This is a genomic window from Solwaraspora sp. WMMA2101 (assembly GCF_049179175.1).
Taxonomy (GTDB): domain Bacteria; phylum Actinomycetota; class Actinomycetes; order Mycobacteriales; family Micromonosporaceae; genus Micromonospora_E.
In genome coordinates this window covers 5,547,183-5,572,098 of sequence record NZ_JBMHMA010000006.1, presented here as the reverse complement: position 1 = coordinate 5,572,098, position 24,916 = coordinate 5,547,183, and the positions used below count along the sequence as shown (strand labels likewise).

Below are 24,916 nucleotides of genomic sequence, written 5' to 3'. Positions count from 1 at the left end.
GAGATGAACGAGATCACGGCCACAGCGGCCGGGAACCGGGCACCCTGTACGGAGAACAGATCAGACACCGTACAAGAGGGACGTCCTCGCCCACGCACCGTCGCGTCCGCGCGGGCCGTCCCGGCCGTACGCGACGATCAGGGAAGGACACCGCGATGTACTGGTCCAGGCGCTCCACCCGGTAACCGGCCGACCCGCCGAACCGTGCCACCGTCGCGATCCGACGTCGCGGCGACGACCGCGCCACCACCATCCACCGGTGGCGTCGGCTGGATACGTTCAGGCGGCGGGTGACCGGACGGGGCCCCGGTCACCCGCCCAGCTGCCCGACACCACCGGGCGTCGTTGACACCATGACGGCGACGACCGACCCGGTGCGAGGTGGCGATGTGTGAGTCCCGGCCGACGGGGCGCGGTTCCTGGTGGGCCCGCTGGCGGGACTGGATCCCGCTGGGTGCACTGACCATCGTGGTGCTCGCCGGCGGGCTGGTACAGCTGACCGGCCACCGTACCGTCGCCGACGCCACCTGGGCGGCGGCGACGCTCGCCGCGCTGGTGGTCGCGCTGCGCTGGACCGTCCAGTCGGTACGGCGTCGACGCGTCGGCGTCGACGTGATCGCCGTACTGGCGCTGATCGGTGCGCTGCTGGCCGGCGAGCCACTGGCCGGCGCGGTGGTGGCACTGATGCTCGCCACCGGACACACCCTCGAGACGTACGCGCGGCGGCGGGCCCAGCGGGACCTGCAGGCGCTCGTGGCGCACGCACCCCGTACCGCGCGCCGACGGGCCGCCGACGGCACCGTGGACGTCGTCGACGTCGACGACGTCGCCACCGGCGACCAGCTCGTCGTCGGCCCCGGCGAGGTGGTGCCGGTCGACGGCGTCGCCGAGGATCCGGCCACCTGCGACGAATCGGTGGTGACCGGCGAGTCGCAGGCGGTGCACCGGGCCGCCGGGGACCGGATCGCCAGCGGCGTGGTCAACGCCGGCTCCGCGTTCGGCCTGCGGGCCGTCGAAACGGCGCAGGCCAGCACGTACGCCGGGATCGTGCGGATGGCCGCCGAAGCCGGCGCCGGCAAGGCCGCCACGGTCCGCCTCGCCGACCGGTACGCCGCTGCCTTCGTCCCGTTCACCCTGGCGCTGGCCGGCGCCGGCTGGATCGTCTCCGGCGAGTTCGTCCGCGCCGTCGCGGTGCTGGTCGTCGCCACTCCCTGCCCGCTGCTGCTGGCCACCCCGGTCGCGGTCGTCGCCGGGCTGTCGCGCGCCGCCCGCCGAGGTGTCCTGGTCCGCGACGGCGGCGCGCTGGAGCAGCTCGGCCACGCCCGTACCCTGCTGGTCGACAAGACCGGCACGTTGACCACCGGCCGGCCGGAGACCGCCGACGTCGTCACCGGCCCCGACGGCGGTGAACCGGCCGAACTGCTGCGCCTGGCGGCCTCGGTCGAGCAGCTCTCCCCGCACGTCCTGGCCGGCGCGGTGGTCCGGGCGGCACGCGGACGCGGCCTGCGGCTCGTCGCCCCGACCGAGGTGACCGAGGATCCCGGCCGGGGCGTGCAGGGTCGGGTCGACGGCCGGACGGTACGGGTCGGCCAGCCCGACGACCCGCTGCCGGACTGGGCGGGCGCGGTCCGGGACCGGACCGAAGCCGACGGGCTCTCCACGGTGTGGATCACCGTCGACGACGTACCCGCCGGGGTGGTCCTGCTGCGCGACCCGGTGCGGCCCGACGCCGCCGCCACGGTCACCCGGCTGCGGCAGGCCGGCTTCACCCGGCTGGTCATGCTCACCGGCGACCGGCCGGAGGTCGCCCGGCAGGTCGCCGCGCAGGTCGGGGTCGACGACGTCGTGGCACGCTGTTCGCCGCAGGAGAAGACCACCCGGGTACGCGAGGAGTCCGCCCACGCGGTCACCGTGATGGTCGGCGACGGCGTCAACGACGCACCGGCGCTGGCCGCCGCCGACGTCGGAGTGGCGGTCGGCGGGTCCGGGGCGAGCGCGGCGGCCGGAGTCGCCGACGCCGTACTCGCCGTCGACGAGTTGGGCCGGCTGGCCGACGCGGTCGACATCGCCCGCCGGTCCCGGCGGATCGCCGTGCAGAGCGCCGCCGTCGGCATGGGCCTGGCCGTGGTGGCGATGGTGGTCGCCGCGTTCGGCCTGCTGCCGCCGGTGGCCGGCGCGTTCACCCAGGAAGGCATCGACGTCGCGGTGATCCTCAACGCGCTGCGCGCCCTGCACCCCGGCGGCCGCCGCCGACCCCGGCGGCGATGACCGTCCCGCCACCGTCGGCAGACCTGGCTGGGGCGGCGGGCTGGGACGGCGAGCCGGTGCCCTCCGTCCTGCCCGCAGGTATGTTCTTGAGTCTCATACCTCTGAGGAATAATCATTCCTCAGAGGAATACTCATCATTCGCAATACCCGTCTGGCGGGCAGGCTGCGGACCTGCCCAGTCGGTGGCGCGGCGGCGGTAGCCTCGGGGCGCGTGGACGACGACGCGATCATGGGACTGCTGAGCAGGGTGTACGCCTCAGCCAACAGCCACGTCGACGACGCCGGGCACCACGCCCACCGCGTACCGTCGACGATCCCGGCGCACGCGCTGGCCGCCCTCGGCGCACACGGTCTGACGCCCAACACGTTCCGCCGGTTCGGCCACGACGACGCGGTCACCGGACTGCGCCGGCTCGCTGCCGCCGTACCGGAACGGGTCGCCGCCGACGCCTTCGTCGCCGGGCTGGGCAGCGCGTCGCGCAGCTGGCGGGCGGTGCTGCCGGCGTGGGCGCTCGGCACCACCATTCCGGCGCATCCGGGTCCGAACGGCGACCGATGCTGCGACGTCTGCTTCCTGACCGCCGAGACGACCCTCGACACCACGCTCGCCTGGTGGCAGCGGGCCCGGTCCGGGTCACCGCTGCCCGGCGACGTGTGCGGCTACCTGCTGACGTTGGAGTCGGCGACCCCGCCGCTGCCGGCACCGCAGCCGTACGACGTGTGGGTGCTGCACGGCATCCTCGACGTGATCCGCTCGCTGCCGGCCACGACCAGGGCCGGCGGGACGGTGCAGGCGCTGCGGGCAGCCGGGCTGCTGCCCGGTGCCGACAAGTGGACGTACCGGTCGCTGTTGGAGGATCTCGCCTTCGTCGGGGTCCTGCAGACGGCGTACCATCCGGGGACGCTGACCGCGTTCACCACCGCCCGTGAGCGGGACCGGCGGCCGAACGCCCGGGTCGAGGTGGACGCGCCGCTGTCGTTCTGGCGGGCCGCCGACGGGGTGACCGAGTCGCTGGCGCGGCGGCTGTTCGGGCACCTGCCCCGGCCAGCCGACCGGCCGCCGGCACCGACCTCAGTGTCGGCGCGGCGTGGTGCCCGGTCGGCGCCGCTGCCGGTGGCGCTGCGCGGCGAGGCCCGCGCCGGCGACCTGTACGCCGTACGCTGCTGCGAGGACGCCTGGGTGCTGGCGTACTGCCATCGGGTGGACGATCGCGGCGGCCGACGGTACGGCCTGGTCGAGTATCTCGACGGGGTGTTCGCCGCCCAGCCGACCGCCGCCGATGTGGACGCCACGGCCGACCGGCGGCTGCGCGGCCGTGGGTCGGACCGCTGGCAGATGTGGACGTCACGGTTGGACGCCACCACCGGGGTACGCCGGATCGCCCGCGACATCGCTGCGCCGGTCGACGATCGGCCCGCGCCGGAGCGGGTGTCCACCGGCGGAGCGAAGGACCTGGCACACCTGGCATCGTGGTGCTTTCCTGGCATGTGACCGGTTTCTGGCACATGGTCGCGGGGCACATCCGGCGGTACGGTCCGATGCCGATCAACGTGACTGTCGCCGACAGCCACCCGTTGTCGAGAGGAATGAGCCCTCCATGCGTGTTGCCCGTACCGCCGCCGTGGCCTGTCTGATCCCCGCCGCGCTGACCCTCGCCGCCTGCGGCGACGCTGCGCCAGATGCGGAGCCGACCACCGACACGTCACCGACCGCCAGCGCAGCGCCGACCGCCGATGCCGACTTGTCCGGCACCGGATCCGACGCGCCGGGTGACGGCGGTACGGCCGCCTGCGCCAGCACCGACCTGGCCGTCGACGTGATCTTCCAGAAGGCCGGGGTGGCGATGCTGGCGCTGACCAACGACTCAGCGGCACCGTGTCAGCTCGACGGTTGGGTGACACTGGCCTTCGAACGCGCCGACCGCAGCCCGGTCGACGTCGCCCAGCAGCAGGTTGAGCAGCCCGGGCCGCCGGTGGCGACCGACCTGGATCCGGGCGAGTCCGCGTTCGCCGGCGTCAAGTGGGCCACCTGCGACCCAGCGTCGACCGACTGCGCGGTGGCGACCACGGTACGGGTCGGCGCGCCCGGTGACAGCACGACGGTGGTCGCCCGGACGGTCGGCCTGGACGGCGAAGAGGCAGTCGGCGAGTTGCCGATCGCCGACGTGCAGATCGGCTCGATCCAGCCGTCCACCCAGGGCGTCGTCGCCTGGTAGACCGAGTTCAGGTCGCCGCTACCCGGCAACCCTCCGGCGGATCGCGTCGCGGGAGGCGGTCACCGTACGGCGTAGTTCGTCGATGTCGACGTCGACGTCGACCAGCCGGCCGCCCGCCTTACGGACCCGGCCACCGACCACGACCGTGTCGATGTTGCGGGCGTCGGCGCCGAGCACCAGCGTGCCGACCGCGTCGTTGAGCGGCATCGTGTTGACGTCGTCGGCCCGGACCACCAGCAGGTCCGCCTGCTTGCCGGGGCTGATCGAGCCGGTGACGTCGCCGAGCCCGTTGGTCCGCGCGCCCTGCGCGGTGGCGAAGTCCAGCACGTCGCGGGTGGTGATCCGCTGCCCCACGGGGTGATCCGTGCCGTACGCGGCGTGCACCGCGCGCATCCGTTGGATCGCGTGCAGCGCCCGCATCTGGGTGAACATGTCGCTGGCCAGCGCCACTTCGACGTCGATGCTGAGCCCGGGTCGCACGCCGACGGCCAGTGCCTCGTCGATCGCCGGCACCGCCGTCTCCAGCCCGATCTGCGCCTCCGACGTCGGGGCCAGCGACACGGTGGTCCCGGTGTCGCCGATCGCCCGCCAGGCCCGCCCGGTGAGCCCGGTGGCGTGGATCAGCGTCACGTCCGGGCCAAGCAGACCAGCGGTCGCCCAGCTCTCGATCGCCGCCGACGAGGATTCGCCGAACACGGCGTCGATGCTGACACCGATGCCGAGATCGCGAGCAAGTGCCGCCAGCTCCGGCCCGTACGCCAACGCCGATCCGGCGATCTCGTCGGTGGCCAGCGCCGCCAGCCGTACGGTCACCAGAGCGTCGTTGGCGCCGTGGAACTTCTCCCGCAGCCGGACCAGGTCGGCGGGCCACTGCTTGTCCCAGTCGCCGAAGTGTGGACCCATCGAGGCGTGCACGCCCCGGATGCCGGTGTCGACCAGCGCCTGCACCGCCGCGTCCGAGTGAGCCGCAGTGCGGGAGTTGTGCGAGAAGTCGAGCATCGTGGTGATGCCGGCGTCGAGGGCGGTGAGCGCCGCGAGCCGGGTGCCGACGTACATGTCGTTCGGGGTGTACGCGGGTGCGACGCCGGCCAGCGTCGACATCACGTACTCGCCGAGGTCGCCCACGTCGGGGATGCTGCGGCGCAGCTGCGCCTGCCAGGCGTGCCGGTGGGTGTCGACGAAGCCGGGGCAGACGATGCCGCCGGTAGTGTCGACGACGGTCGCGCCGGCCGCTTCCGGGTGCGACCGCAGGTCCGTGCCGACGGCGACGATCCGGTCGCCGCTGATGAGCACGTCACCGGAGGCAAGGTCACCGATCGTCGGGTCCATCGTGACGACCGCGCCACCGCTGAACAACGTCATGGTTCGCTCCTTGTCGCAGGGTGGGACCTGTCCACCGTGCGGGCCGGTGCGACGGCCAACCAGGCCGGGCGTAACCAGGGTGTGGTGCACCCTGGATGGCCGGAGCTTGCGCTGGTTAGCGTGGGTGGCATGCCCACCACCGCGCTCGGCGCCTTTCTGGTGGCCCGACGGGCCCGGCTCACGCCGGGCGATGTCGGGTTGACCTTCAGCGGCACCAGGCGGGTCGCCGGCCTGCGCCGCGAAGAGGTCGCGGTGCTGGCCGGGGTGAGCGTCGACTACTACACCCGACTGGAGCAGGGCCGGGAACGCCACCCGTCGGCGTCGGTGCTGGATGCCGTGGCCAGGGCGCTCGATCTCGACGCCGACGCCCGCGACCACCTGTTCCGGCTGGCCGACGTCACACCCGGCACCGGCCCGCCCGCAGGTAGACCAAGGTCTACGGGAGCTGCTCGACGCCTGGCCGGACACCCCGGCGATCGTGGTCGACCGTCGGCTCGACCTGTTGGCCGGCAACGCGCTCGCCGACGCGTTCTACGCCGACTTCACCGAGCCGGACAACTTGGTGCGGATGACGTTCCTGGACCGGGCCGGCCGGACCTTCTTCGTCGACTGGCGCCGCTCCGCCGAGGCGTGCGTGGCGAACCTGCGCCTCGCCCTCGGTCACGACCCGCACCGCCGGCGGGCCCACGACCTGGTCGAGGAGGTGGGCGCTGCCAGCGCGGAGTTCCGCCGGCTGTGGCAGCGCAACGACGTACGGGGCAAGACCCATGAGGCGAAGACGTTCCGGCACAGTGTGGTCGGTGAGTTGACGTTGACGTACCACGCGTTCGATGTGCGTGGAGCCCCTGGTCAGCAGCTGATCGTGTACCGCGCAGCGGATGATCGCAGCGCCTCAGCGCTGCGGCTGCTCGGCACCCTGGCCGCGAGCAACTGGCTGTCCTGATGCAGAAATTTCTGTGCCAGATTTTCGACGGCAGGACCTCGTACTGACTAGTGTCTGTTTTGGACCGGAGTCGATCGGCGATTGATGACCAGCCCGCGTGCTGTGTAACGTGACCGTTCACATCGATGTTTATCGTTTCGATGGCACCCCACACGGTCAAGGAGACACCCGATGTCCAGATAAGGCATCGCCCATCCACCGCCTGCCGACGGCCGGGTACCGACCGGCCGGCGGCTGGCCCGGCGGCGTCCGTTCGCGCTGCTCGCCGCGGCAGCGGCGGCCGTCCTCGGGCTGGCCGCCGGCATCGTCGCGACCAGCCCGGCGGCGGTGGCCGCCGACAACCCGTACGAGCGGGGTCCGGACCCGACCCCGGCGAGCGTCGCCGCTCCGAACGGACCGTTCGCCACCGCGCAGGTCAGCGTCCCGCCGGGGTACGGCTTCAACGGCGGCATGATCTACTACCCGACCGACACCAGCCAGGGCACCTTCGGTGCGATCGCCATCTCCCCCGGGTACACCGCGCTGTTCTCCGTCGAACTCGCCTGGATGGGGCCCCGGCTCGCCTCGCAGGGCTTCGTCGTCATCGGCATCGAGACCAACGACCGCAACGACTTCGACACCGCCCGGGGCACCCAGCTGCTGGCCGCGCTGGACTACCTCACCGGGCAGAGCTCGGTGCGCAGCCGGGTCGACCCGAACCGGCTCGCCGTCGCGGGTCACTCGATGGGCGGCGGCGGCGCGTTCAGCGCGGCGCTGCGGCGGCCAGCACTGAAGGCCGCGGTCGGCTTCACGCCGTTCTCCCCGTCGCAGAACCTGACCAACATGCAGGTTCCGGCGTTGCTCTACTCCGGACAATACGACACGGTCACCACCCCGTCGTCGGTCAGCAACCTCTACAACGGGCTGCCGTCGACGACCGAAGGTGCGTACATCGAGGCCGCCGGGCTGGACCACAGCTTCCCGACCCGGCCGAACACGCTGCTGATGCGCACGATGATCCCCTGGGTCAAGATCTTCCTCGACAACGACCTGCGGTACACCCAGTTCCTCTGCCCACTGATGGACTCCTCCGGGGTGCTGCAGTACCGCAACACCTGCCCGCTCGTCCCGCCGGGCCTGCCGTCCCCGTCCCCCACCACCGCACCGCCGACGACCGCACCGCCGACGACCGCGCCACCGACGACGGCGCCACCGACCACCGCTCCCCCGACGACTGCACCACCCACGACGGCCCCGCCGTCGGGTGCCTGCACTGCCACCTACCAGACCATCGGGTCGTGGCCGGGTGGTTTCCAGGGTGAGGTGACCGTCCGGGCCGGCAGCTCGGCGATCAACGGCTGGACCGTCGGGTGGAGTCTCGGCAGCGGCCAGAGCATCACCCAGATATGGAACGGCACGCTGAGCACCAGCGGCTCCGCCGTGACGGTACGCAACGTGTCGTACAACGGCTCGCTGCCGGCCGCCGGCACCGCGACCTTCGGCTTCCTCGGCTCCGGATCGCCGTCGACGCCGTCCACAGTGACCTGCACCAGTCCCTGATCCCGCTGAACGGTCCAGGACGACTGAACGATCCGGGGCGACGACACGACTGGCCGTCGTCGCCCCGGACCGGCGCTCACCGCTGCCGCCGGTAGAGTAGGCGCAGCCCGTCCCGCTGCACGAAGATCTCCCGTCGGTCGACGGCTGTGCCGTCGCGGTCGAGCACGTAGCCGGTGAGCCACACCCAGTCGGCGTAGGTCCAGCGTTTGTCGACGGCGGTGACCCGGAACCGGAAGCCCCGGTCACCGGCGAACTGGACGCTGGCGGCGGCCCCGATCGCCAGCACGTCACCCGGCTCAGGTGCCGGGGTCGATGTCGAGTTCACCGACGTACGGCAGCCGAGCCTGATCGCTCTGCCAGTCCCGCAGCGCCTACTTGAGCAGCGACAACTCGTCGACGAGTTGGGCGATGCTCTGGTCGCGGCGGCGTAGCTCGGCGGCGACCTGGGCGACGTACGCCGCGACGTGCCGTGGGTCGAGGCCCCGCCAGCGGGTACGGAAGCGCACCCGGGCCACCTGCTCGGCGGTCAGCGGGACCGGCGCGGCGTCCCCCTCGTACGTCTCGCCGTTGACGCTGACCACCGGCGGCCGGTGCCGGCCGAATGACCTGGTCACAGTGCTTCTCCCTCCGGTGGCGGCGGTCCGGGCCAGGTCGTCCGGCCGCACCAGGGACACCATCTGACTTTCACCTTGAAGGCGAACAGTCCAGCCAGGAATCCCAGCAGGACCGCGCCGATCAGCGCACCGATTTCCACGAGGACCTTCCCCCTCTTCAGGTCGGGGCACCGGCCGGCCTCCTTGCCGCGACGCCGGCCGGCGCCCAGGTGGGTGGGGATGTGCGTCCCTCCAGCCCTGCTCGGATCTCCAGAGCACTGGCTGCAGGTCGGTAGATCGACACTCCATGATGCGACCACCGAGTGTCATACTGCCTCAGCATGAATCGCGTATGCAAGACTTGCTTTCAAGAGTCTTGAGGATGCCCTGATGTTGTCCCGCCGACACGGGACCCGCACACTGAGAGGGAGTGAGGGGAGCATGGACGTGGCCGCGCGCAAGCACCTGCCGACTGTTCGCCTGCGCCGCCTGGCATACCAGCTGCGCGGGATGCGCAGCGACGCAGGGCTCACCCGCGAAGACGCCGCCGAGAAGACCCACATGAACAGCGCAACCCTGTGGCGGATCGAAACCGGCAAGGTGCGACCGCAGAAGCGGACCGTCCTCGCCCTGCTCGACCTCTACGGCATCAGCGACGGGCAACAGCGCACAGAGCTGCTGGACCTGCTCAAGGACTCGAACCAGCTGGGCTGGCTCCAGGCGTACGAGGAAGTCCTGTCGGACGAGTACAGCGCCTACATCAGCTTCGAGGCCGAGGCCCGCAGCGTCCGCAACTACGAGCCGCTGTTCGTGCCAGGCCTGCTGCAGACCGAGGAGTACGCCCGAGCCGTCACCGCAGGAGTGCTGCCCGAGTGCAGCGAGTCCGACGTGGCGCATCGCGTCGAGGCTCGGATGAAACGCCAGGAGTCGATCACCAAGGACACGCCGCTGAAGCTCTGGGCGATCATCGACGAAGGCGTGATCCATCGCCAGGTCGGCGGGGTCGACGTGATGCGCGGCCAGCTACGCCACCTCGCCGACATGACCAAGCAACCCCACATCACCCTCCAGGTGCTGCCGTACGAGGTTGGTGCCCACGCTGGCATGCACGGCGCGTTCGCCCTGATGGACTTCCCCGACCCGTATGATCCGGAGCTCGTCTACATCGAGAACCGGGTCAACGCGATGTTCCTGGAGAGTCCGTCTGAGATCGCCAGCTACAGCTCGCTGTTCGAGTACCTCCGCGCAGCAGCGGTCGACCCAGCAGGGTCGGTCAGGATGATCAAGAAGTCCATCGACCGCATGGACGAGAAGGGAAGATGACGATGAAGAACTGGCAACTGGAGAAGGCCGAGTGGCGCACGAGCAGCCGCTCCGGCGGCAACGGGAACTGCGTTGAGGTCGCCGACAACTTGGCAGCCGCCATCGCGGTACGGGACAGCAAGGACCGTTCCGGCCCCGTGCTCGCATTCTCCCCCACCGCTTGGGCGTCCTTCACCACGTCGCTGCGGGGCGAGTGAGACCAGCCCGAGTTGCGGATGCGTGACCGCGCCAGGTATCCGGCGCGGTCACGCCAACGCCAGCCATGGCCACTGCCCTGTACGCCGCAGTGTGCCCCGGCTCGCCGCCGGACATCTCGGACCCGTACCGCCCCATCGATACTCCGGCCGGCACCGGAGACCGAGCGAAATCCGGCTGGGAGGCCATGCTCGACCACCTCGCTAATCCCCACATTCTGGCTCGATATGTGGCGACCCAGCAAAATCTGTTTCTACAAATCTACCCATTCTCCATCTTCAACCGAAAAGACCAACTTCTGGGCAGCCGGTTGTGATTGAGCCCATTCAATAACCACTAACCTGTCGCCTTCGATTGCCAACTGCCCTACGATGTTGCCGGTCCCGTCAGGATCGAGAAACTGATCCGACCACATTGCGTGCCAGGCCACTTCTTCGCTACCCGGCTGCGGCGGATAGACGTAGACGATTCCATGACCAATACGTGGTCGCCCAACTGGTAGCGCCGAATCAATCTCAACCCCCCGCAGGTCTTCCGGCAGATAGTCAGCGAACGCTCTTCGCACCTTCTTCTCCACGCACCAGGTATCTCACACATATACCGAGAAGTCAAGCCACTTGGACACCTTCACTCGGAGTAGATATTACGGACGCCGCGATTATTCAGATCAATGACGACCGAAGCAACGACAAGCGTATCAACTACTCCAGCCAGATGCATACCAATTCAACCCCATCTGCGGAGTGCTGTCGAACCGATAGTTACCATTGCTCTGGCGATGGAACTTAGGGCTTTTGACCCACAGGTAGTATCGGCCGGGGTACTGTGTATCGGACCAGTTGTACTGATGAACAATACCGCCATGGGCAACAGTAGCTTCATACGCGGTATACCCAGCTGAACCAAAGCACTGGACAAGTTGATTCGCAGCATACGGTCCAGACCATCCCCACTGATTATACGTACCTCCACTTACTGGAGCACCCTGAGGCTGGGCCGAACTGAAGTACAGTCGTTCACCTTCTGCGAGAACGCGGTAAACCGCGCGGGTCGATTCGAATCTGAACGGCCTTGATCGCGTATTTCCGCCCCCTATCAAATGGTCTTCGATATAGAAGTCCGTGTCACCGAGCTTCGTTCCACCATACCCATATGATCCACTTCCAACAAAGTACGCATATGTGGCGGTACCAATATACCAGCACCCAATCGCAGCACAAACCCCATTGGCAACAGATAGACCATTGCCAGCTTCCGCTTTCATCCTCAACGCTCTAGAGCTAACCGGAGAAGGGCAAAACCAAGCCCCCTCTCTGAAATCCTCAGAGACAGCGCACTGATCATTCTTAATCTCCTGACTAAATTGATCCCTAGGATTCAACTCTTGGCCATGCGCTGGCGCAATCAGAAAGGTGAGCAACGACATGATTGTAAAAGCAGAAACTACACTTAACCTACGCATCACACCTCAATCTTGACGAAGGATATTCCTTACCCCAGATGGTAAGGGTCTAATTAATACAAGTGAATGGCACAACTTGAGCAAGTTTCCTGACACCTTCATGACAGCATGACAGCGATGTCCTCAGCAACAAATCGTTCGTGAGGGTCGGAATGCTCGGCCCTCGGTGGCGGCCATCGCCTCTCTGACGCCGCCCTATCAGGGAACCACACCGACGTGAGTGGCGATTTCCCTGATGCCCGGCAGAGCGTTCCGCGTGTCGGGGGCGAGCAGGTCGCGGATGAGGCTCTGTGGCCGAGGACTGTAGCGGACCTCCTGCGGAGTGTCGGATTGCGCCGTGAGGAGTAGTCCATGACAGCCTCTACCGATCGGGCTGCGCGACGTTGCTCCGCGCGCCCTACGGTCCCCCGACCTGATTCCCGCCCTCAAGGTAGACAGTCCCGCTGTCCGTCGCCGCTTCCACAGCGGCGGCGGCCCGCCGGGCCAGCAGCGGCGAGAGCCGCTGCTGCGCCTGCGGCAGGGTCGACCACGCCCAGCTGCGCAACTCCTGCGGCGGCAGCCGGATCGCGTCGGTCTGCGATGCGTCCAGGACACCGCCGTCGTACACGAACATCACTCCCTCGGTGCGGCCGGCGCGAGGCGGCACCCAGTCGACCACCAGCAGCCGGCCGGGAGCGACCGCCAGGCCGAGTTCTTCGGCCAGCTCACGGACCGCCGCGTCGTACGGCGACTCGTCGGCCTCCACCACGCCACCTGGTAGTTCCCAGTAGTCCTTGTACGTCGGCTCGACGAGCAGGATCCGACCGTCACGGTCGCGCAGCAGCACGGCCGCACCCATCCGCTTGCGCGGCAACGTCGCTGTGTAATCGTCCGGCGGGGAGCTCACCACCGGAGGTTAACCGCCTCAATGTCCAGCTGACGGCGGCTTCCGCCCGGCAGGGCCCCGTGGCGTCGGGCCGCCTGTACCGATCAGGAAGCGAGAAGCACCAGCCGCCGCAGCGCGGCTAGCGTGACCCTCGGTCACACCCGACAACGACAAGGAGCGACACGATGAGCAGGGCAGGCACTGACGGTTTCTCCGAGGGCGAGCGCGCCGCCATGAAGGAACGCGCCGCAGAACTCAAGAAGGAGACGACCCGCAGTCGTGGTGGCAAGGCAGCCGCCGAGGAGCTCGACATGCTGTCGAAGATCGCTCAGATGGAACCGTCGGACCGCGCACTGGCCGAACGGGTCCACGCCATCGTCACCACCAACGCCCCCGACCTGTCCCCGAAGCTCTGGTACGGCCAGCCGGCGTACGCGAGGAAGGGCAAGGTCGTGTGCTTCTTCCGCAGCGGACACGCGGACAAGGAGCCGTACTCCACCTTCGGCTTCACCGCTGCGGCCAACCTCGCCGACGACAGCGGCCTGTGGCCGACGTCCTTCGCCGTCGCCCAGCTCAGCGAGCAGGCCGCAGAGACCATCGCCGCCCTCGTCAAGAAGGCCGTGAGCTGACGTGCAGGTACGCCTTCGGCCGAAAGCGGAGCGCCGGTGACGGGGTGGATTGCGGTACGATCGCTGCGCCGTGCATGACTGCTGCCCGAGGAGGTGAGTCCGATCAACGCTGTGACAGGTCGGGACTCCCTCTCCCGCATGGTCTAGGGAGCGCCCGCAGGGACTCCCGAAAGGCGCGTACGCGCATGCACAACATCCAGGAAGAACACTTCGCCGTCGACGGCGTACTCGCTGTGCTCTGGACCTCAGCCGGCAGCGGCGCCGACCGCCCGCCGCTGATCGTCATCGGCCACGGCGGCGGCCAGCACAAGACCGCTCCCGGTGTCCTGCACCGCGCCCACCGTTTCGTGTCCAGCGGATTCGCGGCCGTCTGCGTGGACGCTCCGAACCACGGCGACCGTCCGACCGACGAGCGCTACCAGCGCATCGCCACCGAGATCCAGGCCGCTGCCAGCTCCGGCAGCGACCTGGCCGCGCTGCTCGCCGACTTCCACGCCCTGGTCGCCGAGCAGACCGTTTCCGAGTGGCAGGCCGTCCTCGACCACCTCGACGCCGGGCCGGTCGGCTACTGGGGAGTCTCGCTGGGCTGCGGGCTCGGCGTACCGTTCGTCGCCACCGAACCGCGAGTGCGGGCGGCGGTCCTCGGTCTCGGCGGTGCCGCCGCCTCATCCACGCTGGAAGCTGCGGCTCGCGTCACCGTGCCGGTCGAGTTCCTGATCCAGTGGGACGACGAACGGGTGCCCCGGGAGCAGAGCCTGGCCCTGTTCGACGCGTTCGGCTCGACCGAGAAGACGCTGCACGCCAACCCGGGCCGGCACGCCGACCGGCTCCCGGAACACGAGCTGGACAGCACGGTACGGTTCTTCACCCGCCACCTCATGCCGCACTGACCAGCACTGATCGAAGCTGGCATCCGTCCGGATCGGCTCGACCTCAGCAGACCCGGTTGCCGTCCTCGAGACGGCGGGTCCGGCGTACTTCCGCGAACGCGGCACTCGATCACCTGCTGCCCCGTACGGCTCCTGACGCGACGCGGACGAACGGTCCGTGACCGGCGGAGCGCTGCTGGGCCAGGGCCTCGGGCAGAGGCATGGGCCGAAGGCACCTGGCCCAGCGGCATCTCACGGGCTGGAACAGGTCAGAGACGGCGAGGACGGTGAGCCGGAGCCGAGGAACCCGAAGGTCGCGGTGCCACCGGCCGGCAGCGTGCCGTTGTAGTCCACATTGCGTACCGTGACGCTGGAACCGCTGGTGCTGAGGCTACCGTTCCATAGCTGACTGATGGTCTGCCCGCTGCCGAGGGTCCAGCGGACGGTCCAGCCGTTGATCGCTGTGCTTCCTGCTCGTACGACCACCTCGCCCTGGAAGCCACCGGGCCACGAGCTGACGGTCTGGTAAGAGGCGCTGCAGGCACCTGTGGTTGGTGGCGCGGTCGTCGTTGGTGGCGTGGTGGGCGGCGCCGTCGTCGGCGGCGCCGTCGTCGGTGGTGCCGTCGTCGGTGGTGCCGTGGTGGGCGGCGCTGTGGTGGGCGGCAGCGGCGTCCCGGACAGTCTCGGGCCCGCGCAGGCGGTGACAATGCCGGGGACGTCGTTTGCCGCGTCGAGCGAATAGCTGTACGGCGGGTTCGTGAACGGAGTGACGCCACTACCCTGGGCGCCTGTGTCACGCCGACCGCTGGTGTTGTCGTAGACGTTTCCCCGCGCGGTGATGTACGTGGGGTTCGAGTCCTGGAACCGGTGCGGGTCCCGTATGTCCTTGAAGTAGTTGTTCTCCACGAGTACGGAGGCGTACGATCCGGTGCCGATGGCGTACGCGTTCCCGGGGGAATTGTAGTAGCTGTTGTAGACGTGGCCTTTGCCGAACAGCATTCGTGGTCCACGCTGGTCAACCAGATCAGCGAACCAGTTGTGGTGGTAGGTGGCGTTCAGCTTTCCGCTGTCGGTGTCGCCGTGGGTCGAGCCTCCACCCACCAGGCTGGCCAGCCTGTGCGAGTGGGAACTGTTGGTGTACCAGAACTTGACCCAGGACACCGTCATGTAGTCGACGCCTCGGGTGAGGTCCAGCAACCCGTCGCTGGCGTCCCACAGGTTCAGGTGGTCGAACCATAGGTGGTGGGCGTTACGCGCGGCGATCGTGTCGGCCGGGCTGCTGCCCTGGCCGCCGCCCTGCACGTTCAAGTTGCGGATGATGATGTTGCTACCGCCGTTGATGTTGATGCCACCACGGATCGTCGCGTTCGAGTCTGCGCCGATCAGGGTCTTGTTGCTGCCGACCTCCACGGCCGACGACCCAGTGCTGATCGTACCGGATATCCGTAGCACGCGTGGAGTCGAGTCGTTGGCGTACTGCCGAAGGTCGCTAAGCGATGTCACCGTCTGCGGGGTGGCGTTGCCGCCGCCGGTCGTCGTGGCGACACCGTTCGCCGACACTGACGCCCAGCCGAACAGCCGGTCATCGCAACTTGCCAACACTGATGCCGCTGGTTCGTCTGCCGGGGCCTGAACAGCGGCAGCCGACATGCCGGACACGGCGAGTGCCCCGACAGCGGCGAAGGTGACAGCCACACCAAGCACGGTCGTCGTACCTGGTGGACGGCGTCTTGTGAAAACGCTGGTCCCAACGTTCTTCACGAAGTGCCTCCTGTTTCTACTGCGATGGAGCGGCCAGAAGTCAGCGGAATCTGACTCAGATGAACACTGTTCCCGAGGTACACAGATCCGTCGGCAATGCCCATGCCGTTCGGATGCGCTGGCGATCCCGGCCCTGTGCCACCGAAAGCCAGCCGGAAGCGGTCGGCCGCATGCCGTTCCGTTCGCGCTGAGCACACAGCCGTGAACCGTCGGTACGGCGGCCCGGTCACCGGCCGACGGATGCCCTCGACGGAGCACAGATCACACACAGTACATAGATGCTCAGCTATGAAGGAGATTAACTGCGGCGACGTCGATCGTCAAGCAGTTCCAGCCACTCGGTAACAGCCCCGGCCGACCGACCCGCCTCTCGGAGCTACTGCCGGTCGCCTGACCGACGCCGGTCGGCGTCTCGGATGGCGTGCCGGACAGCAAGGCGAATGACCCAGTAGAGGACGACGAACCCGACCGCGTAGACGACGAGGGCACCAACGGGGACGGCGAGGGAGCCGATCTGCAGGATGTCGGACACCCCACCGACGATAGGGCTCTGGCACGAACGCCGATGCCCCGCCCTGTTGACGCAGCCGGCGAAGCGCATGTGGTGCGATCTATGCCGAACTTGGGTGGGACGGACGAGTCGACCTGTACGCCGGATTCTGTCCCGTACGCGCCGGTTGCCCGGTCGCGCAGCGGGGGCGGCCATCCATCTCGGCCTACCGTCGCCGGCAGGCTCCAGCGGCCTACCCGCAGGCTCGGGCGGGCAGCCCTCGAACGCCTGCGCAGGTCGGCGTCTCGCGACACCGGCCCTTTTGGCCTTGCTCCGGGTGGGGTTTACCGAGCCATCCCGGTCACCCGGGATGCTGGTGGGCTCTTACCCCACCGTTTCACCCTTACCTGGCGTTTCACCGCCCGGCGGTCTGTTTTCTGTGGCACTGTCCCGCGGGTCGCCCCGGGTTGCCGTTAACAACCACCCTGCCCTGTGGAGTCCGGACGTTCCTCGGCAACAGGGGACGTATCCCCCGCTGACGCGGCCGCCCGGTCGACTCGTCCGTCCAAGGACCAATCGTACGCAGCCCACGATCACCGCCGAACGACAGGCTGGCCGAGGCCTGGGCCAGCGGCGATCTAGAAGGATTGTGGTCGATATACCGGCCAGATCCTTCTAGATCCACGGCGCGACACTCACCCACCACACGACGCTCGCCCACAATCAGGTGCTGCTCAGCTGAGCAGCTCCACCGGTGGCTGGCCGCGCTCGTCCAGCGGCAGGTGGCCGATGTCGTTGAAGCTCACCAGAGTCGGCGCAGCATCGGCACGCCACTGCACGATGGTCAACCCGCAGTTGAACTGGTTGAGCCCGAGCCACCGCCAGTACGGCGCGTCCAGCGCATGCCGGACGAACCAGCCGATCACGAAGTTGTGCGTCACCACCAACTCGTACCGGTCGACGTCACCGACCCGCCCCCAGCGGTTCACCGCTGCCTGGACCCGCACCGCGCCCGGGTCGCGCTCCAGTTCCGGGACCGCGTCGAGGAAATCGGCGTACCGCTGTGGCACCGTCTGGTCGGCACGCCCGGGTGTCGGCACCGGCGTCACGTCGGCGGCGAACCGGCACTCGTGCACCGGGACCTTCGGCAGGAAGTCGGAGAGCTCCTCGGCGGTCTGCGCTGCCCGCGCCGCCGGTCCGTGGTGGACAGCGTCGAACGGCACCGCACGCAACCGGGCACCGAGTCGACGCGCCTGCCGCCGACCGAGCTCGGACAGACCAGGGTCCGGCCCGGTCCCGTCGCTGCTCTGCTCGCCGTGCCGGACCAGATACACCAGCGTTCGCGCCATCCGACCATGATCGTGGGTGGCCGGCGTCGTCGGAGCACGGGCCAGCGGCTCAGCGTAGGGCGCGGGCCAGGAGCAGGACACCGATGCCGACGCCGAAGATGACGATGCCGAAGCGCAGTACGGTCGGCGGAAGCTTGCGCACCACCCGCGCGCCGACGTATCCGCCGACGATGGTGGCGGGGGCGACGACGGCAGCTGCCAGCCAGTCGACCTGGCCGAAGATGGCGAACACGGCGACGGTGGTGACCCCGACCGCCGCCGAGAGCAGGTTCTTCAGTGCGACCACACCGTTGAGGGTTTCGTCGAGCACCAGGGCCAGTCCGGCGACCAGCATCACCCCGAGTGCCGCACCGAAGTATCCGCCGTACGCGGCGCAGAAGAAGGTCATCGCCTGCAGTGACCACTGCTCAAGCCCGGCCGGCAGGTGGTGGGGTTCGCCGACGAGTCTCCGCAGCTGGTTCTGGAAGCCGAGCACCGCCGCCGCGCTGATCACCAGGAACGGCACGATCAGCTCGAAGGCCCGGGGCGGGGTGACCAGCAGCAGGACGCAGCCGAGGATCGCTCCGGCGACGGCGGTCGGCACGAGGCGCCAGATCTTGCGCTGACGCGGCAGGTCGTCGCGGCTGCCGAGGGTGCTGGCGACGTAGCCGGGGCAGACCGCGATCGCGTTGGTGACGTTCGCCGCGACCGGGGGCAGCCCGACCGCGATCAGCGCCGGGAAGGTGATCAGCGAGCCGCCGCCGGCCGCCGCGTTGACGGTGCCCGCCGCCAGTCCTGCTCCGACGAGCAGGGCCAGCTCGGCGATGTCCACCCGTCGGAGCCTAGCCGCCGCGGATCATGGTGACCCGCACCCGCCCAAGATCCCGACGATCTTGCAGTTATCGAAGGACATAACGGAAAAATCTTCGCGATAACTGCAAGATCGTCGGGAAAGAGAGGGGGTCAGGGGGTGGCGATGCCGGCGAGGTGGGCGGTGTCGTTGACGGTGCGCACGGCTACCCCGCCGTCGGGCCAGGTGTCGATCACCGAGATGCCGGTTGGGTCGAGGTAGAGGCGGTGCAGCAGCGCGTCCCCGGCCCCCAGCGCGTCCCGCAGCATGATCTTGAGCGGGGAGACGTGCGAAACGACCACCACGGTCTTTCCCCGGTACGCGGTGAGCAGTCCCCGCACCGCCTTACGTACCCGCGCCGTCACCTGCACGAACGACTCCCCGCCCGGCGGGGCCAGCGCGGTGGAGCCCAGCCACGCGGTCAGCTCGGCCGGCCAGCGTTCCCGGACCTCGGCGAAGGTGCGGCCCTCCCATTCGCCGAAGTCGCATTCGATCAGGTCGTCGTCGGGGCGTACCGGCGGGTCGCCGACCTGCGCGGCGATCGCCGTGGCGGTGGCGACGCAGCGCGACAGCGGCGAGCTGACGATCACGTCGACAGCGGAGCGGATCACCGCGATCCGGGCGGCAGCGGCGGCGGCCTGCGCGACGCCCTGCTCCGACAGCGGTACGTCGCCTCGCCCGGAGTAGCGGCTCTGCTTGTTCAGCCCGGTCTCGCCGTGGCGGACCAGGATCAGCCGGGTGGCGGTGGCGGTGGCCGGCGGCTCCCAGGAAGCGGTCGGGGTGGGGCCGGAGCCGCTGGTGTCGAACATGGACTCACCGACGAGCTCCGGCGACTTCGGAGCGGCGTCGGGCTCCGGCGACACCCGACCAGCAGCGTCGGCGGCCGCCAAGACCGGACCAGCACCGGCGGCCGGCGGGACCGGCCCAGCATCGGTCGCCGGAGTCGGTTTCCCGGCGGCCCGGTCCATCGCCTGGTTGGCGAGCGCGTCGGCCCGCTTGTTCTTCTCCCGGGGAATCCAGCCGAAGCTGACCAGGTCGAACTCGCGGACCAGGGTGGCGGCCTGCGCGGCGAGCGGACGCAGCCCCGGGTTCTTGATCTGCCAGCGGCCGCACATCTGCTCGACGACCAGCTTCGAGTCCATCCGTACGTCGACCGCGGTCGCGCCGAGTTCGGCGGCGGCGCGCAGCCCGGCGATCAGGCCCTGGTACTCGGCGACGTTGTTGGTGGCGACACCGATCGCCTCGCCCCGTTCGGCGAGCACCGCGCCGCTGCCGGCGTCGAGCACCACGGCCCCGTACCCGGCGGGTCCCGGATTGCCCCGGGCGCCGCCGTCGGCCTCGACGATGACCTTCATCGCGCTGCTCACAGGCCCGACTCGGCGGTCCGCACCATGATCCGGCGGCAGTCCTCGCAGCGGACCACCTCGGCGGGGTCGGCGGACTTGATCCGGCTCCGTTCGGTGGCGGAGAACTCGATCCGGCAGCCGCCGCAGCGGCCGCCACGCAGCAGGGCGGCGGCCAGCCCACCGGAGTTCTCGCGGATCTTGTCGTAGAGGGTGACCAGGTCGGCGGGGAGGTCGTTGGCGAGCGGGGCCCGCGACGAGGTCTTGAACTGTTCCTCGCTGGCGATCTCGGCGAGGGCCCGTTCCCGGGCCTGTTCGACGTCGGCGCGCCGCTGCCGCGCGGTGTCGAGGCGGCCGGTGACCTCGTCGAGGGTCGCCTGGGCGGTCTCCCGCTGCTCCATCAGCTCCAGTTCGGCGTCTTCCAGCTCGGTCTGCCGGCGGGTCAGCGACGCCATCTCGTGCTGCAGTGCCTCCAGTTCCCGGGCCGGGCCGGAGCCGAGGGTGAGCCGGGCCTGGTCCTTGTCCTTGCGGTTGCGGACCTGTTCGATGTCGCGTTCCAGGCGGGCGATGTCACGGTCCAGGTCGTCGACGGCGACCTGGGCGCGGACCCGTTCGTCCTCCAGGGCCGACAGTTCCCGGGCCAGGGCGTCCAGTTCGGCGTGCTCGGGCAGGGTCCGCCGGCGGTGGGCGAGCTGGGCGAGCGCGGTGTCGATCGCCTGCAGGTCGAGCAGGCGGCGCTGGGCTTGCGGGTCTGCCTTCACGGGCGGTGCTCCTTATGGGTGGGTGGCGGCGGCGTGTGCCGCGACGACGGGGCGCCCGGCCGACGGCACGTGCAGCGTCCACGGGTCGGTGTCGAGGTCGGATGCGGTCGCCTCGACCGCCAGGTCGGTACGCAGGTGGGCGGCGAGGTCGTCGAGCCAGGGTCGTTCGGTGGCCCAGTGGGCGGCGTCGAGCAGCGCCGGTCCGGCGCCCGAGGCCTGCTCGCTGACCGGGTGGTGGCGCAGGTCGGCGGTGAGGTAGGCGTCGACTCCGGCGGCGTTCGCCGCGTCGAGCAACGAGCCACCGGCCCCGCCGCAGACCGCCACGGTGGTGATGGTCCGTTTCGGGTCGCCGGCTGCGCGGACCCCCCAGGCCGTGGGCGGCAGCACCGCGGCGGCGTGCCGGGTCAGTTCGGCGAGGCTCAGCGGTACGGCGAGGGTGCCGATGCGGCCGGAGCCCTGCCCGGCGACGGTGGCGGCCGGGCTGCCGGGTGCGGCCGGTACGAGGGGACGCAGGTCGGTCAGGCCGAGTCGGGTGGCGAGGGCGTCGGAGACGCCGGGGTTGGCCACGTCGGCGTTGGTGTGGGCGGCGTACAGCGCGACACCGGCCCGGATCAGCTGGTGGACGATCCGTCCCTGGTACGTGGTCGGGGCGACGGTCGAGACGCCGCGCAGCAGCAGCGGATGGTGGGCGATGATCATGTCGGCGCCGGCGGCGACCGCTTCGGCGACCGATTCCGGTACGACGTCGACGACGCACCACACACGGCGTACCGGCGCGTCGGGTTCGCCGAGGATCAGTCCGACGCGGTCCCATTGCTCCGCCCAGGTCGGCGGGTACCGCCGCTCAAGTGCGGCGATCACCTCGGCGACCCGGACCGGCGGCGCGTCGGTGGCCCGTACCGGTGGTGATGCAGTTGTGTCCACGGCGGCCCAGCTTACCCACCTACCGGTCGGTGCCCGCGACGTTCAGCCGGTGGCCAGTTCGTCGTCGAGCGCGTCGAGGGTCAGCTGCCACGGGATCCGGTCGATGATCTGCTCCCCGGCGCCCGGTGGCTGCAGCGGCAGGACATCCTCGCCGAGCAGGACCCGTACCCCCCAGTCGCGTAGTCGGGCGACGCTGGCCCGGAAGGCGGGATGTCCGGCGAGCGCGGTGTTGGTGAACGGCAGCGCGACGATCGGCAGGCCCTTGCCCTGGGCTTCGACGACCAGGCCGAGGGCGAGGGTGTCGGTGATGCCGGCGGCCCACTTGTTGATGGTGTTGGACGTGGCCGGGGCGACGATGACCGCGTCGGCGGCCGGGAGCACGTCGGGGTCGCCGGGGTTCTTGTAGTCGGCCCGCACCGGGTGACCGGTCAACGCGGCCAGGCCCGGTACGTCGACGAACTTGCGTCCGTCCGGGGTGACCACCACGCACACCCGCCAGGCACGTTGCTGGGCGAGGGTGACCAGCCTCCCGACGTGTCGGGAGGCTGGGCTGCCGCAGGCGACCACATAAAGGGTGCGGGCACCGGCCGGGGTCACGCCACCACCTCTACCATCATCGGTCGGTTCCTGTCGTCCACCTGGTCACACGCCGACTCCCATGTGCTCGGCGAGCTCGGCGACCGGGCCGGCCGGGGTGCCCCGGGTGCGACGCAGCACGTCGGACATGACGGCGTGGGCCACCGGGCGGCAGCGGATCTCGGCCGGTGCCAGCCGATCGCCCTCCAGCAGCATCTCGGTGGCCTTGTCCAGTTCGCCGAACTGTGCGTAGCCACGGGCGATGTCCAGCATGTGGTGGGCCCGCCGCTCCGGCAGCAACGCGTTGAACCCGGGTGCCTCGATGACCGACCGGTGGGTCTCCACCGCTGCCTGACCCTCGCCGAGTTCGACCGCCGCTGCGGCCCGGTGCAGCTGCACGTTGGTCGGGCCGAAGCAGGTCCAGTAGTGGTTGTTGTCCTCGCCGAGCGCCCGGGCGGCGTCCTCGGCACCGTTGATCAGATCGCGAACGGTGGCGCTGTCACCGATGCGGGCGGCGGCCATGGCCCCCTGCAGCAGCAGCAGCCCGTACACCGACAGCTGCTCGGGGGTGCTGGACCGGTCGTCGCCTGGGGCCAACCGGTTGGCGATGTTAACGTTCACCTCCAAAGCCGCGCGTGAGCGGCCCAGGGCGAGCAGGGCGTTGCCGACCCGGCAGGTCGCCACCCCGGTCAGCAGCTGGTCGCCGGCCCGATGGGACACCGCGATCGAGCGGTCGGCGGCCAGCCAGGCGAGGTCGTGCTCGCCGAGCTTGCGCAGGGTCGACGAGGCGATCTGGTAGAGCTGGCCCAGCAGACTCGCCACCTGCCGTGCTTCGTCGCCGCTGGTGTAGTGCGCGTCGGCCGCCTGGGCGTCGCGCAGCAGTCGGGGCAACGCCCGTGCCAGTACGCCGTACTTGGCGTGTTGGAAGGTGAGCCAGGCGTGGTTGGTGGCCTTGCGCATCTCGGCCAGCTGCGGTGGTGCCGCCGCCGGGTGGAAGAAGGTGCTGATCGAGTCGTAGCGCTCCAGCGCCGCCCGGATCTCCTCGACCTCCACCTGGTCGATGCAGCTGATGCTCTCCGGGCGCCGTTCCGGGTCTCTGCCGAGCAGCAGCTGCACGTCGATCTGGAGCACGTCGGCGATCTCGTGGACCACGGAGAACTTGTCGAGTCTCCGGACCCCGCGCTCGACCTTGTCGACCCAGCTCTTGGACTTGCCGAGCCGGTCGGCGAAGACCTGTTGGGACATCTTCCGCCGGCCTCGCCAGTAGGCGACGCGGCGGCCGATGGGTAACTCCTCCACGCTCATCTGTTCCCCCCTCGGGTCACCCGGCGCCCCCCGGTGCCGGCGTTTGTGCTGGTCGAATCGGCATCCCCCCGAACGCCGGGACAGCGGACCGTGCTCATCGCACAGCCAGTGCGTTAGGTCCATCACAGATGCTCGTAGTTTTCGATGCAAGTTGCAAAGGCCTGGCAGCCAAAAAACTTTCCGGCGTGTCGTCGAACGGGTCCTCCGCTCGACCCACGCCGGTCGTGGCTGTCTCATCCGTTCAGCACGACCACAAAGCTTGGGGGAATCTCGATCATGCGGTGGACGGTCCAACCGCCCTCCTTCGGCCGCCTTCGGCTGCGCCGTGCCGCGCTGCGGTACGCCGCGCACGGCTGGCCGGTGACGCCCGGAGCGGTTCTGTTCAAGGGCCGATTCCGGTGCGACCGGCTCAGCTGTCCGATCCTCGGTTGCCACCCGGCGCAGGAGACCTGGGAACGCGACGCCAGCGACCGGCCCGACCGGGTGAGCGCCTGGTGGCGTACCCGCCCCCACCCGGTCCTGCTCGCCACCGGGCACGCCTTCGACGTCCTCGACGTGCCGGCCCGCCTCGGCCTGCGGGTGCTGTGCACCCTCCGGCTGCGCGGCGGTGCCGCGATGCCCGGTCAGGGCCAGCTGCGCGGTCCGGTCGCGGTCACCCCGACCGGACGATGGATGTTCCTGGTACGCCCCGGCGACACGCTGCGACCCGAGCTCGACGACTCGTTGGACGTGATCCAGCACGGGTCCGGGTCGTGGATCCCGGCACCGCCGACGCTGCTGCCCGAAGGGCCGGTCCGCTGGGCGGTCGGCCCGCAGGAGGTCGGCTGGTACCTGCCGCACTCCTACGCCGTACAGCAGCTCGTCGTCGACGCCCGGGAACTGGCCGCACCGGCCGTCCCGGTGCCCCGGTTGCCCCGGCCCCGCACCGCGCCGGCCGGAGCGGTCACCGCACCGCCGCCGGTCGCCGCCCACGTGCCGGTCGCCGTCCCCCGGCAGGTCTCCACCCTGCGCCGCGCCCTGTAGCCGCGATCGGGTCGCAGCCACGATCGGGCACAGCGCCCCCGAACCAGGACCGACCGGACACGGTGCTCGTCCGGGTGAGCGCCGGTGCGGTGGGTGAACCTCCCCGCTGCCGGCGCTCACCTCGCCCGGGGTAGCCGTACCTTCCCGACACCTCGCCGCCGCAGGGTCTGCGCCCTGCGGCGGCGCGGCGTATGCCGGTTCACGCATGTACCGCCAGACGTGGGCGGAGTGGGCCGCAGCCGAATGGGTAATGCGCCGATGGTCGTCCGCCCGGCGACCACACACCGCCGG

The 24,916-nt window shown here is 69.8% G+C and carries 24 protein-coding genes, 1 other RNA gene and 1 pseudogene; 11 read left to right on the top strand and 15 right to left on the bottom strand.

The genetic code is table 11. The features are described from left to right. The first annotated feature begins 387 nt into the window (after window positions 1-387). The 3 genes from ACN28F_RS26390 to ACN28F_RS26380 all read left to right on the top strand — a co-directional run bounded on the left by ACN28F_RS26390 (window position 388) and on the right by ACN28F_RS26380 (window position 4,484). The gene (locus ACN28F_RS26390) at window positions 388-2,268 is read left to right on the top strand and encodes a heavy metal translocating P-type ATPase (protein ID WP_289210539.1); all 1,881 of its coding nucleotides are present in this window, start codon (window positions 388-390) and stop codon (window positions 2,266-2,268) included. Between the two features lie 211 nt (window positions 2,269-2,479). Next, the gene (locus ACN28F_RS26385; protein WP_421360182.1) at window positions 2,480-3,760 is read left to right on the top strand and encodes a hypothetical protein; all 1,281 of its coding nucleotides are present in this window, start codon (window positions 2,480-2,482) and stop codon (window positions 3,758-3,760) included. A gap of 106 nt (window positions 3,761-3,866) precedes the next feature. Beyond that, entirely contained in the window at window positions 3,867-4,484 is a 618-nt protein-coding gene (locus ACN28F_RS26380) for a DUF4232 domain-containing protein (protein WP_421360181.1), read from the top strand. An 18-nt stretch (window positions 4,485-4,502) separates the two neighbouring features. Here the strand turns inward: ACN28F_RS26380 and ACN28F_RS26375 are convergent, their stop codons facing one another. Then, window positions 4,503-5,846: an amidohydrolase family protein gene (locus ACN28F_RS26375; protein ID WP_421360179.1), complete on the bottom strand. Its 1,344-nt coding sequence runs from the start codon at window positions 5,844-5,846 to the stop codon at window positions 4,503-4,505. A gap of 129 nt (window positions 5,847-5,975) precedes the next feature. On the opposite strand from ACN28F_RS26375, the pseudogene ACN28F_RS26370 reads away from it, so the two are divergent. From ACN28F_RS26370 to ACN28F_RS26360, 3 genes and pseudogenes are all read left to right on the top strand, one after another. Continuing rightward, window positions 5,976-6,167 (top strand): annotated as a pseudogene (locus ACN28F_RS26370) (helix-turn-helix domain-containing protein); the annotation flags it as partial. Between the two features lie 10 nt (window positions 6,168-6,177). Next, window positions 6,178-6,789 (top strand): hypothetical protein, encoded by a 612-nt coding sequence (locus ACN28F_RS26365; protein ID WP_348650061.1) that lies wholly within the window; start codon window positions 6,178-6,180, stop codon window positions 6,787-6,789. Window positions 6,790-7,023: 234 nt separating this feature from the next. Beyond that, window positions 7,024-8,328 (top strand): cellulose binding domain-containing protein, encoded by a 1,305-nt coding sequence (locus ACN28F_RS26360; RefSeq protein WP_421361521.1) that lies wholly within the window; start codon window positions 7,024-7,026, stop codon window positions 8,326-8,328. Window positions 8,329-8,404: 76 nt separating this feature from the next. On the opposite strand, the gene ACN28F_RS26355 is transcribed toward ACN28F_RS26360, so the two are convergent. Together ACN28F_RS26355 and ACN28F_RS26350 are read right to left on the bottom strand one after the other, a co-directional pair. Next, the gene (locus ACN28F_RS26355; protein ID WP_421360177.1) at window positions 8,405-8,653 is read right to left on the bottom strand and encodes a hypothetical protein; all 249 of its coding nucleotides are present in this window, start codon (window positions 8,651-8,653) and stop codon (window positions 8,405-8,407) included. Between the two features lie 46 nt (window positions 8,654-8,699). Continuing rightward, entirely contained in the window at window positions 8,700-8,942 is a 243-nt protein-coding gene (locus tag ACN28F_RS26350) for a DivIVA domain-containing protein (protein WP_421360176.1), read from the bottom strand. Between the two features lie 420 nt (window positions 8,943-9,362). Here ACN28F_RS26350 and ACN28F_RS26345 point away from each other — a divergent pair, with 420 nt between their 5' ends. Together ACN28F_RS26345 and ACN28F_RS26340 are read left to right on the top strand one after the other, a co-directional pair. Continuing rightward, window positions 9,363-10,244, top strand: coding sequence for a helix-turn-helix domain-containing protein (locus ACN28F_RS26345; protein ID WP_282231626.1), 882 nt, complete (start codon window positions 9,363-9,365; stop codon window positions 10,242-10,244). Beyond that, the gene (locus ACN28F_RS26340) at window positions 10,241-10,441 is read left to right on the top strand and encodes a DUF397 domain-containing protein (protein ID WP_282231627.1); all 201 of its coding nucleotides are present in this window, start codon (window positions 10,241-10,243) and stop codon (window positions 10,439-10,441) included. The genes ACN28F_RS26345 and ACN28F_RS26340 overlap by 4 nt, the downstream gene beginning before the upstream one ends. A gap of 251 nt (window positions 10,442-10,692) precedes the next feature. Here the strand turns inward: ACN28F_RS26340 and ACN28F_RS26335 are convergent, their stop codons facing one another. Together ACN28F_RS26335 and ACN28F_RS26330 are read right to left on the bottom strand one after the other, a co-directional pair. After that, entirely contained in the window at window positions 10,693-11,016 is a 324-nt protein-coding gene (locus ACN28F_RS26335; RefSeq protein ID WP_289210528.1) for a hypothetical protein, read from the bottom strand. A gap of 1,282 nt (window positions 11,017-12,298) precedes the next feature. Then, window positions 12,299-12,787 carry an NUDIX domain-containing protein gene (locus ACN28F_RS26330; RefSeq protein WP_421360173.1) on the bottom strand — a complete coding sequence of 163 codons (489 nt, stop codon included), beginning with the start codon at window positions 12,785-12,787 and terminating at the stop codon, window positions 12,299-12,301. Between the two features lie 164 nt (window positions 12,788-12,951). Here ACN28F_RS26330 and ACN28F_RS26325 point away from each other — a divergent pair, with 164 nt between their 5' ends. Both ACN28F_RS26325 and ACN28F_RS26320 read left to right on the top strand, forming a co-directional pair. Continuing rightward, window positions 12,952-13,395: a DUF1801 domain-containing protein gene (locus ACN28F_RS26325; protein WP_289210526.1), complete on the top strand. Its 444-nt coding sequence runs from the start codon at window positions 12,952-12,954 to the stop codon at window positions 13,393-13,395. Between the two features lie 185 nt (window positions 13,396-13,580). Next, window positions 13,581-14,285 carry an alpha/beta hydrolase family protein gene (locus ACN28F_RS26320; protein WP_421360171.1) on the top strand — a complete coding sequence of 235 codons (705 nt, stop codon included), beginning with the start codon at window positions 13,581-13,583 and terminating at the stop codon, window positions 14,283-14,285. A 231-nt stretch (window positions 14,286-14,516) separates the two neighbouring features. On the opposite strand, the gene ACN28F_RS26315 is transcribed toward ACN28F_RS26320, so the two are convergent. The 10 genes from ACN28F_RS26315 to ACN28F_RS26270 all read right to left on the bottom strand — a co-directional run bounded on the left by ACN28F_RS26315 (window position 14,517) and on the right by ACN28F_RS26270 (window position 23,596). Beyond that, window positions 14,517-15,674 carry a cellulose binding domain-containing protein gene (locus ACN28F_RS26315; RefSeq protein WP_421360169.1) on the bottom strand — a complete coding sequence of 386 codons (1,158 nt, stop codon included), beginning with the start codon at window positions 15,672-15,674 and terminating at the stop codon, window positions 14,517-14,519. A gap of 727 nt (window positions 15,675-16,401) precedes the next feature. Then, window positions 16,402-16,557, bottom strand: a complete 156-nt coding sequence (locus ACN28F_RS26310; protein WP_281550818.1) for a hypothetical protein — start codon at window positions 16,555-16,557, stop codon at window positions 16,402-16,404. A gap of 100 nt (window positions 16,558-16,657) precedes the next feature. Next, window positions 16,658-17,075: RNase P RNA component class A (gene rnpB / locus ACN28F_RS26305), an RNA gene on the bottom strand. 174 nt (window positions 17,076-17,249) lie between these two features. Further along, a complete protein-coding gene (locus ACN28F_RS26300) occupies window positions 17,250-17,864 on the bottom strand; it encodes a histidine phosphatase family protein (RefSeq protein WP_289210523.1) in 615 nt (204 codons plus the stop codon). Between the two features lie 49 nt (window positions 17,865-17,913). Then, window positions 17,914-18,675 carry a sulfite exporter TauE/SafE family protein gene (locus tag ACN28F_RS26295; RefSeq protein ID WP_289210522.1) on the bottom strand — a complete coding sequence of 254 codons (762 nt, stop codon included), beginning with the start codon at window positions 18,673-18,675 and terminating at the stop codon, window positions 17,914-17,916. 131 nt (window positions 18,676-18,806) lie between these two features. Then, entirely contained in the window at window positions 18,807-20,048 is a 1,242-nt protein-coding gene (locus tag ACN28F_RS26290; protein ID WP_421361520.1) for a bifunctional RNase H/acid phosphatase, read from the bottom strand. Window positions 20,049-20,056: 8 nt separating this feature from the next. Then, window positions 20,057-20,797 (bottom strand): zinc ribbon domain-containing protein, encoded by a 741-nt coding sequence (locus ACN28F_RS26285; protein WP_289210521.1) that lies wholly within the window; start codon window positions 20,795-20,797, stop codon window positions 20,057-20,059. Between the two features lie 12 nt (window positions 20,798-20,809). Beyond that, window positions 20,810-21,721: a Nif3-like dinuclear metal center hexameric protein gene (locus tag ACN28F_RS26280; RefSeq protein WP_289210520.1), complete on the bottom strand. Its 912-nt coding sequence runs from the start codon at window positions 21,719-21,721 to the stop codon at window positions 20,810-20,812. A 42-nt stretch (window positions 21,722-21,763) separates the two neighbouring features. Continuing rightward, the gene (locus tag ACN28F_RS26275; RefSeq protein ID WP_289210519.1) at window positions 21,764-22,318 is read right to left on the bottom strand and encodes a flavoprotein; all 555 of its coding nucleotides are present in this window, start codon (window positions 22,316-22,318) and stop codon (window positions 21,764-21,766) included. A gap of 45 nt (window positions 22,319-22,363) precedes the next feature. Further along, entirely contained in the window at window positions 22,364-23,596 is a 1,233-nt protein-coding gene (locus tag ACN28F_RS26270) for a helix-turn-helix domain-containing protein (RefSeq protein WP_421361518.1), read from the bottom strand. 282 nt (window positions 23,597-23,878) lie between these two features. On the opposite strand from ACN28F_RS26270, the gene ACN28F_RS26265 reads away from it, so the two are divergent. Further along, the gene (locus ACN28F_RS26265; RefSeq protein WP_421360167.1) at window positions 23,879-24,625 is read left to right on the top strand and encodes a bifunctional DNA primase/polymerase; all 747 of its coding nucleotides are present in this window, start codon (window positions 23,879-23,881) and stop codon (window positions 24,623-24,625) included. The last annotated feature ends 291 nt before the right edge of the window (window positions 24,626-24,916 follow it).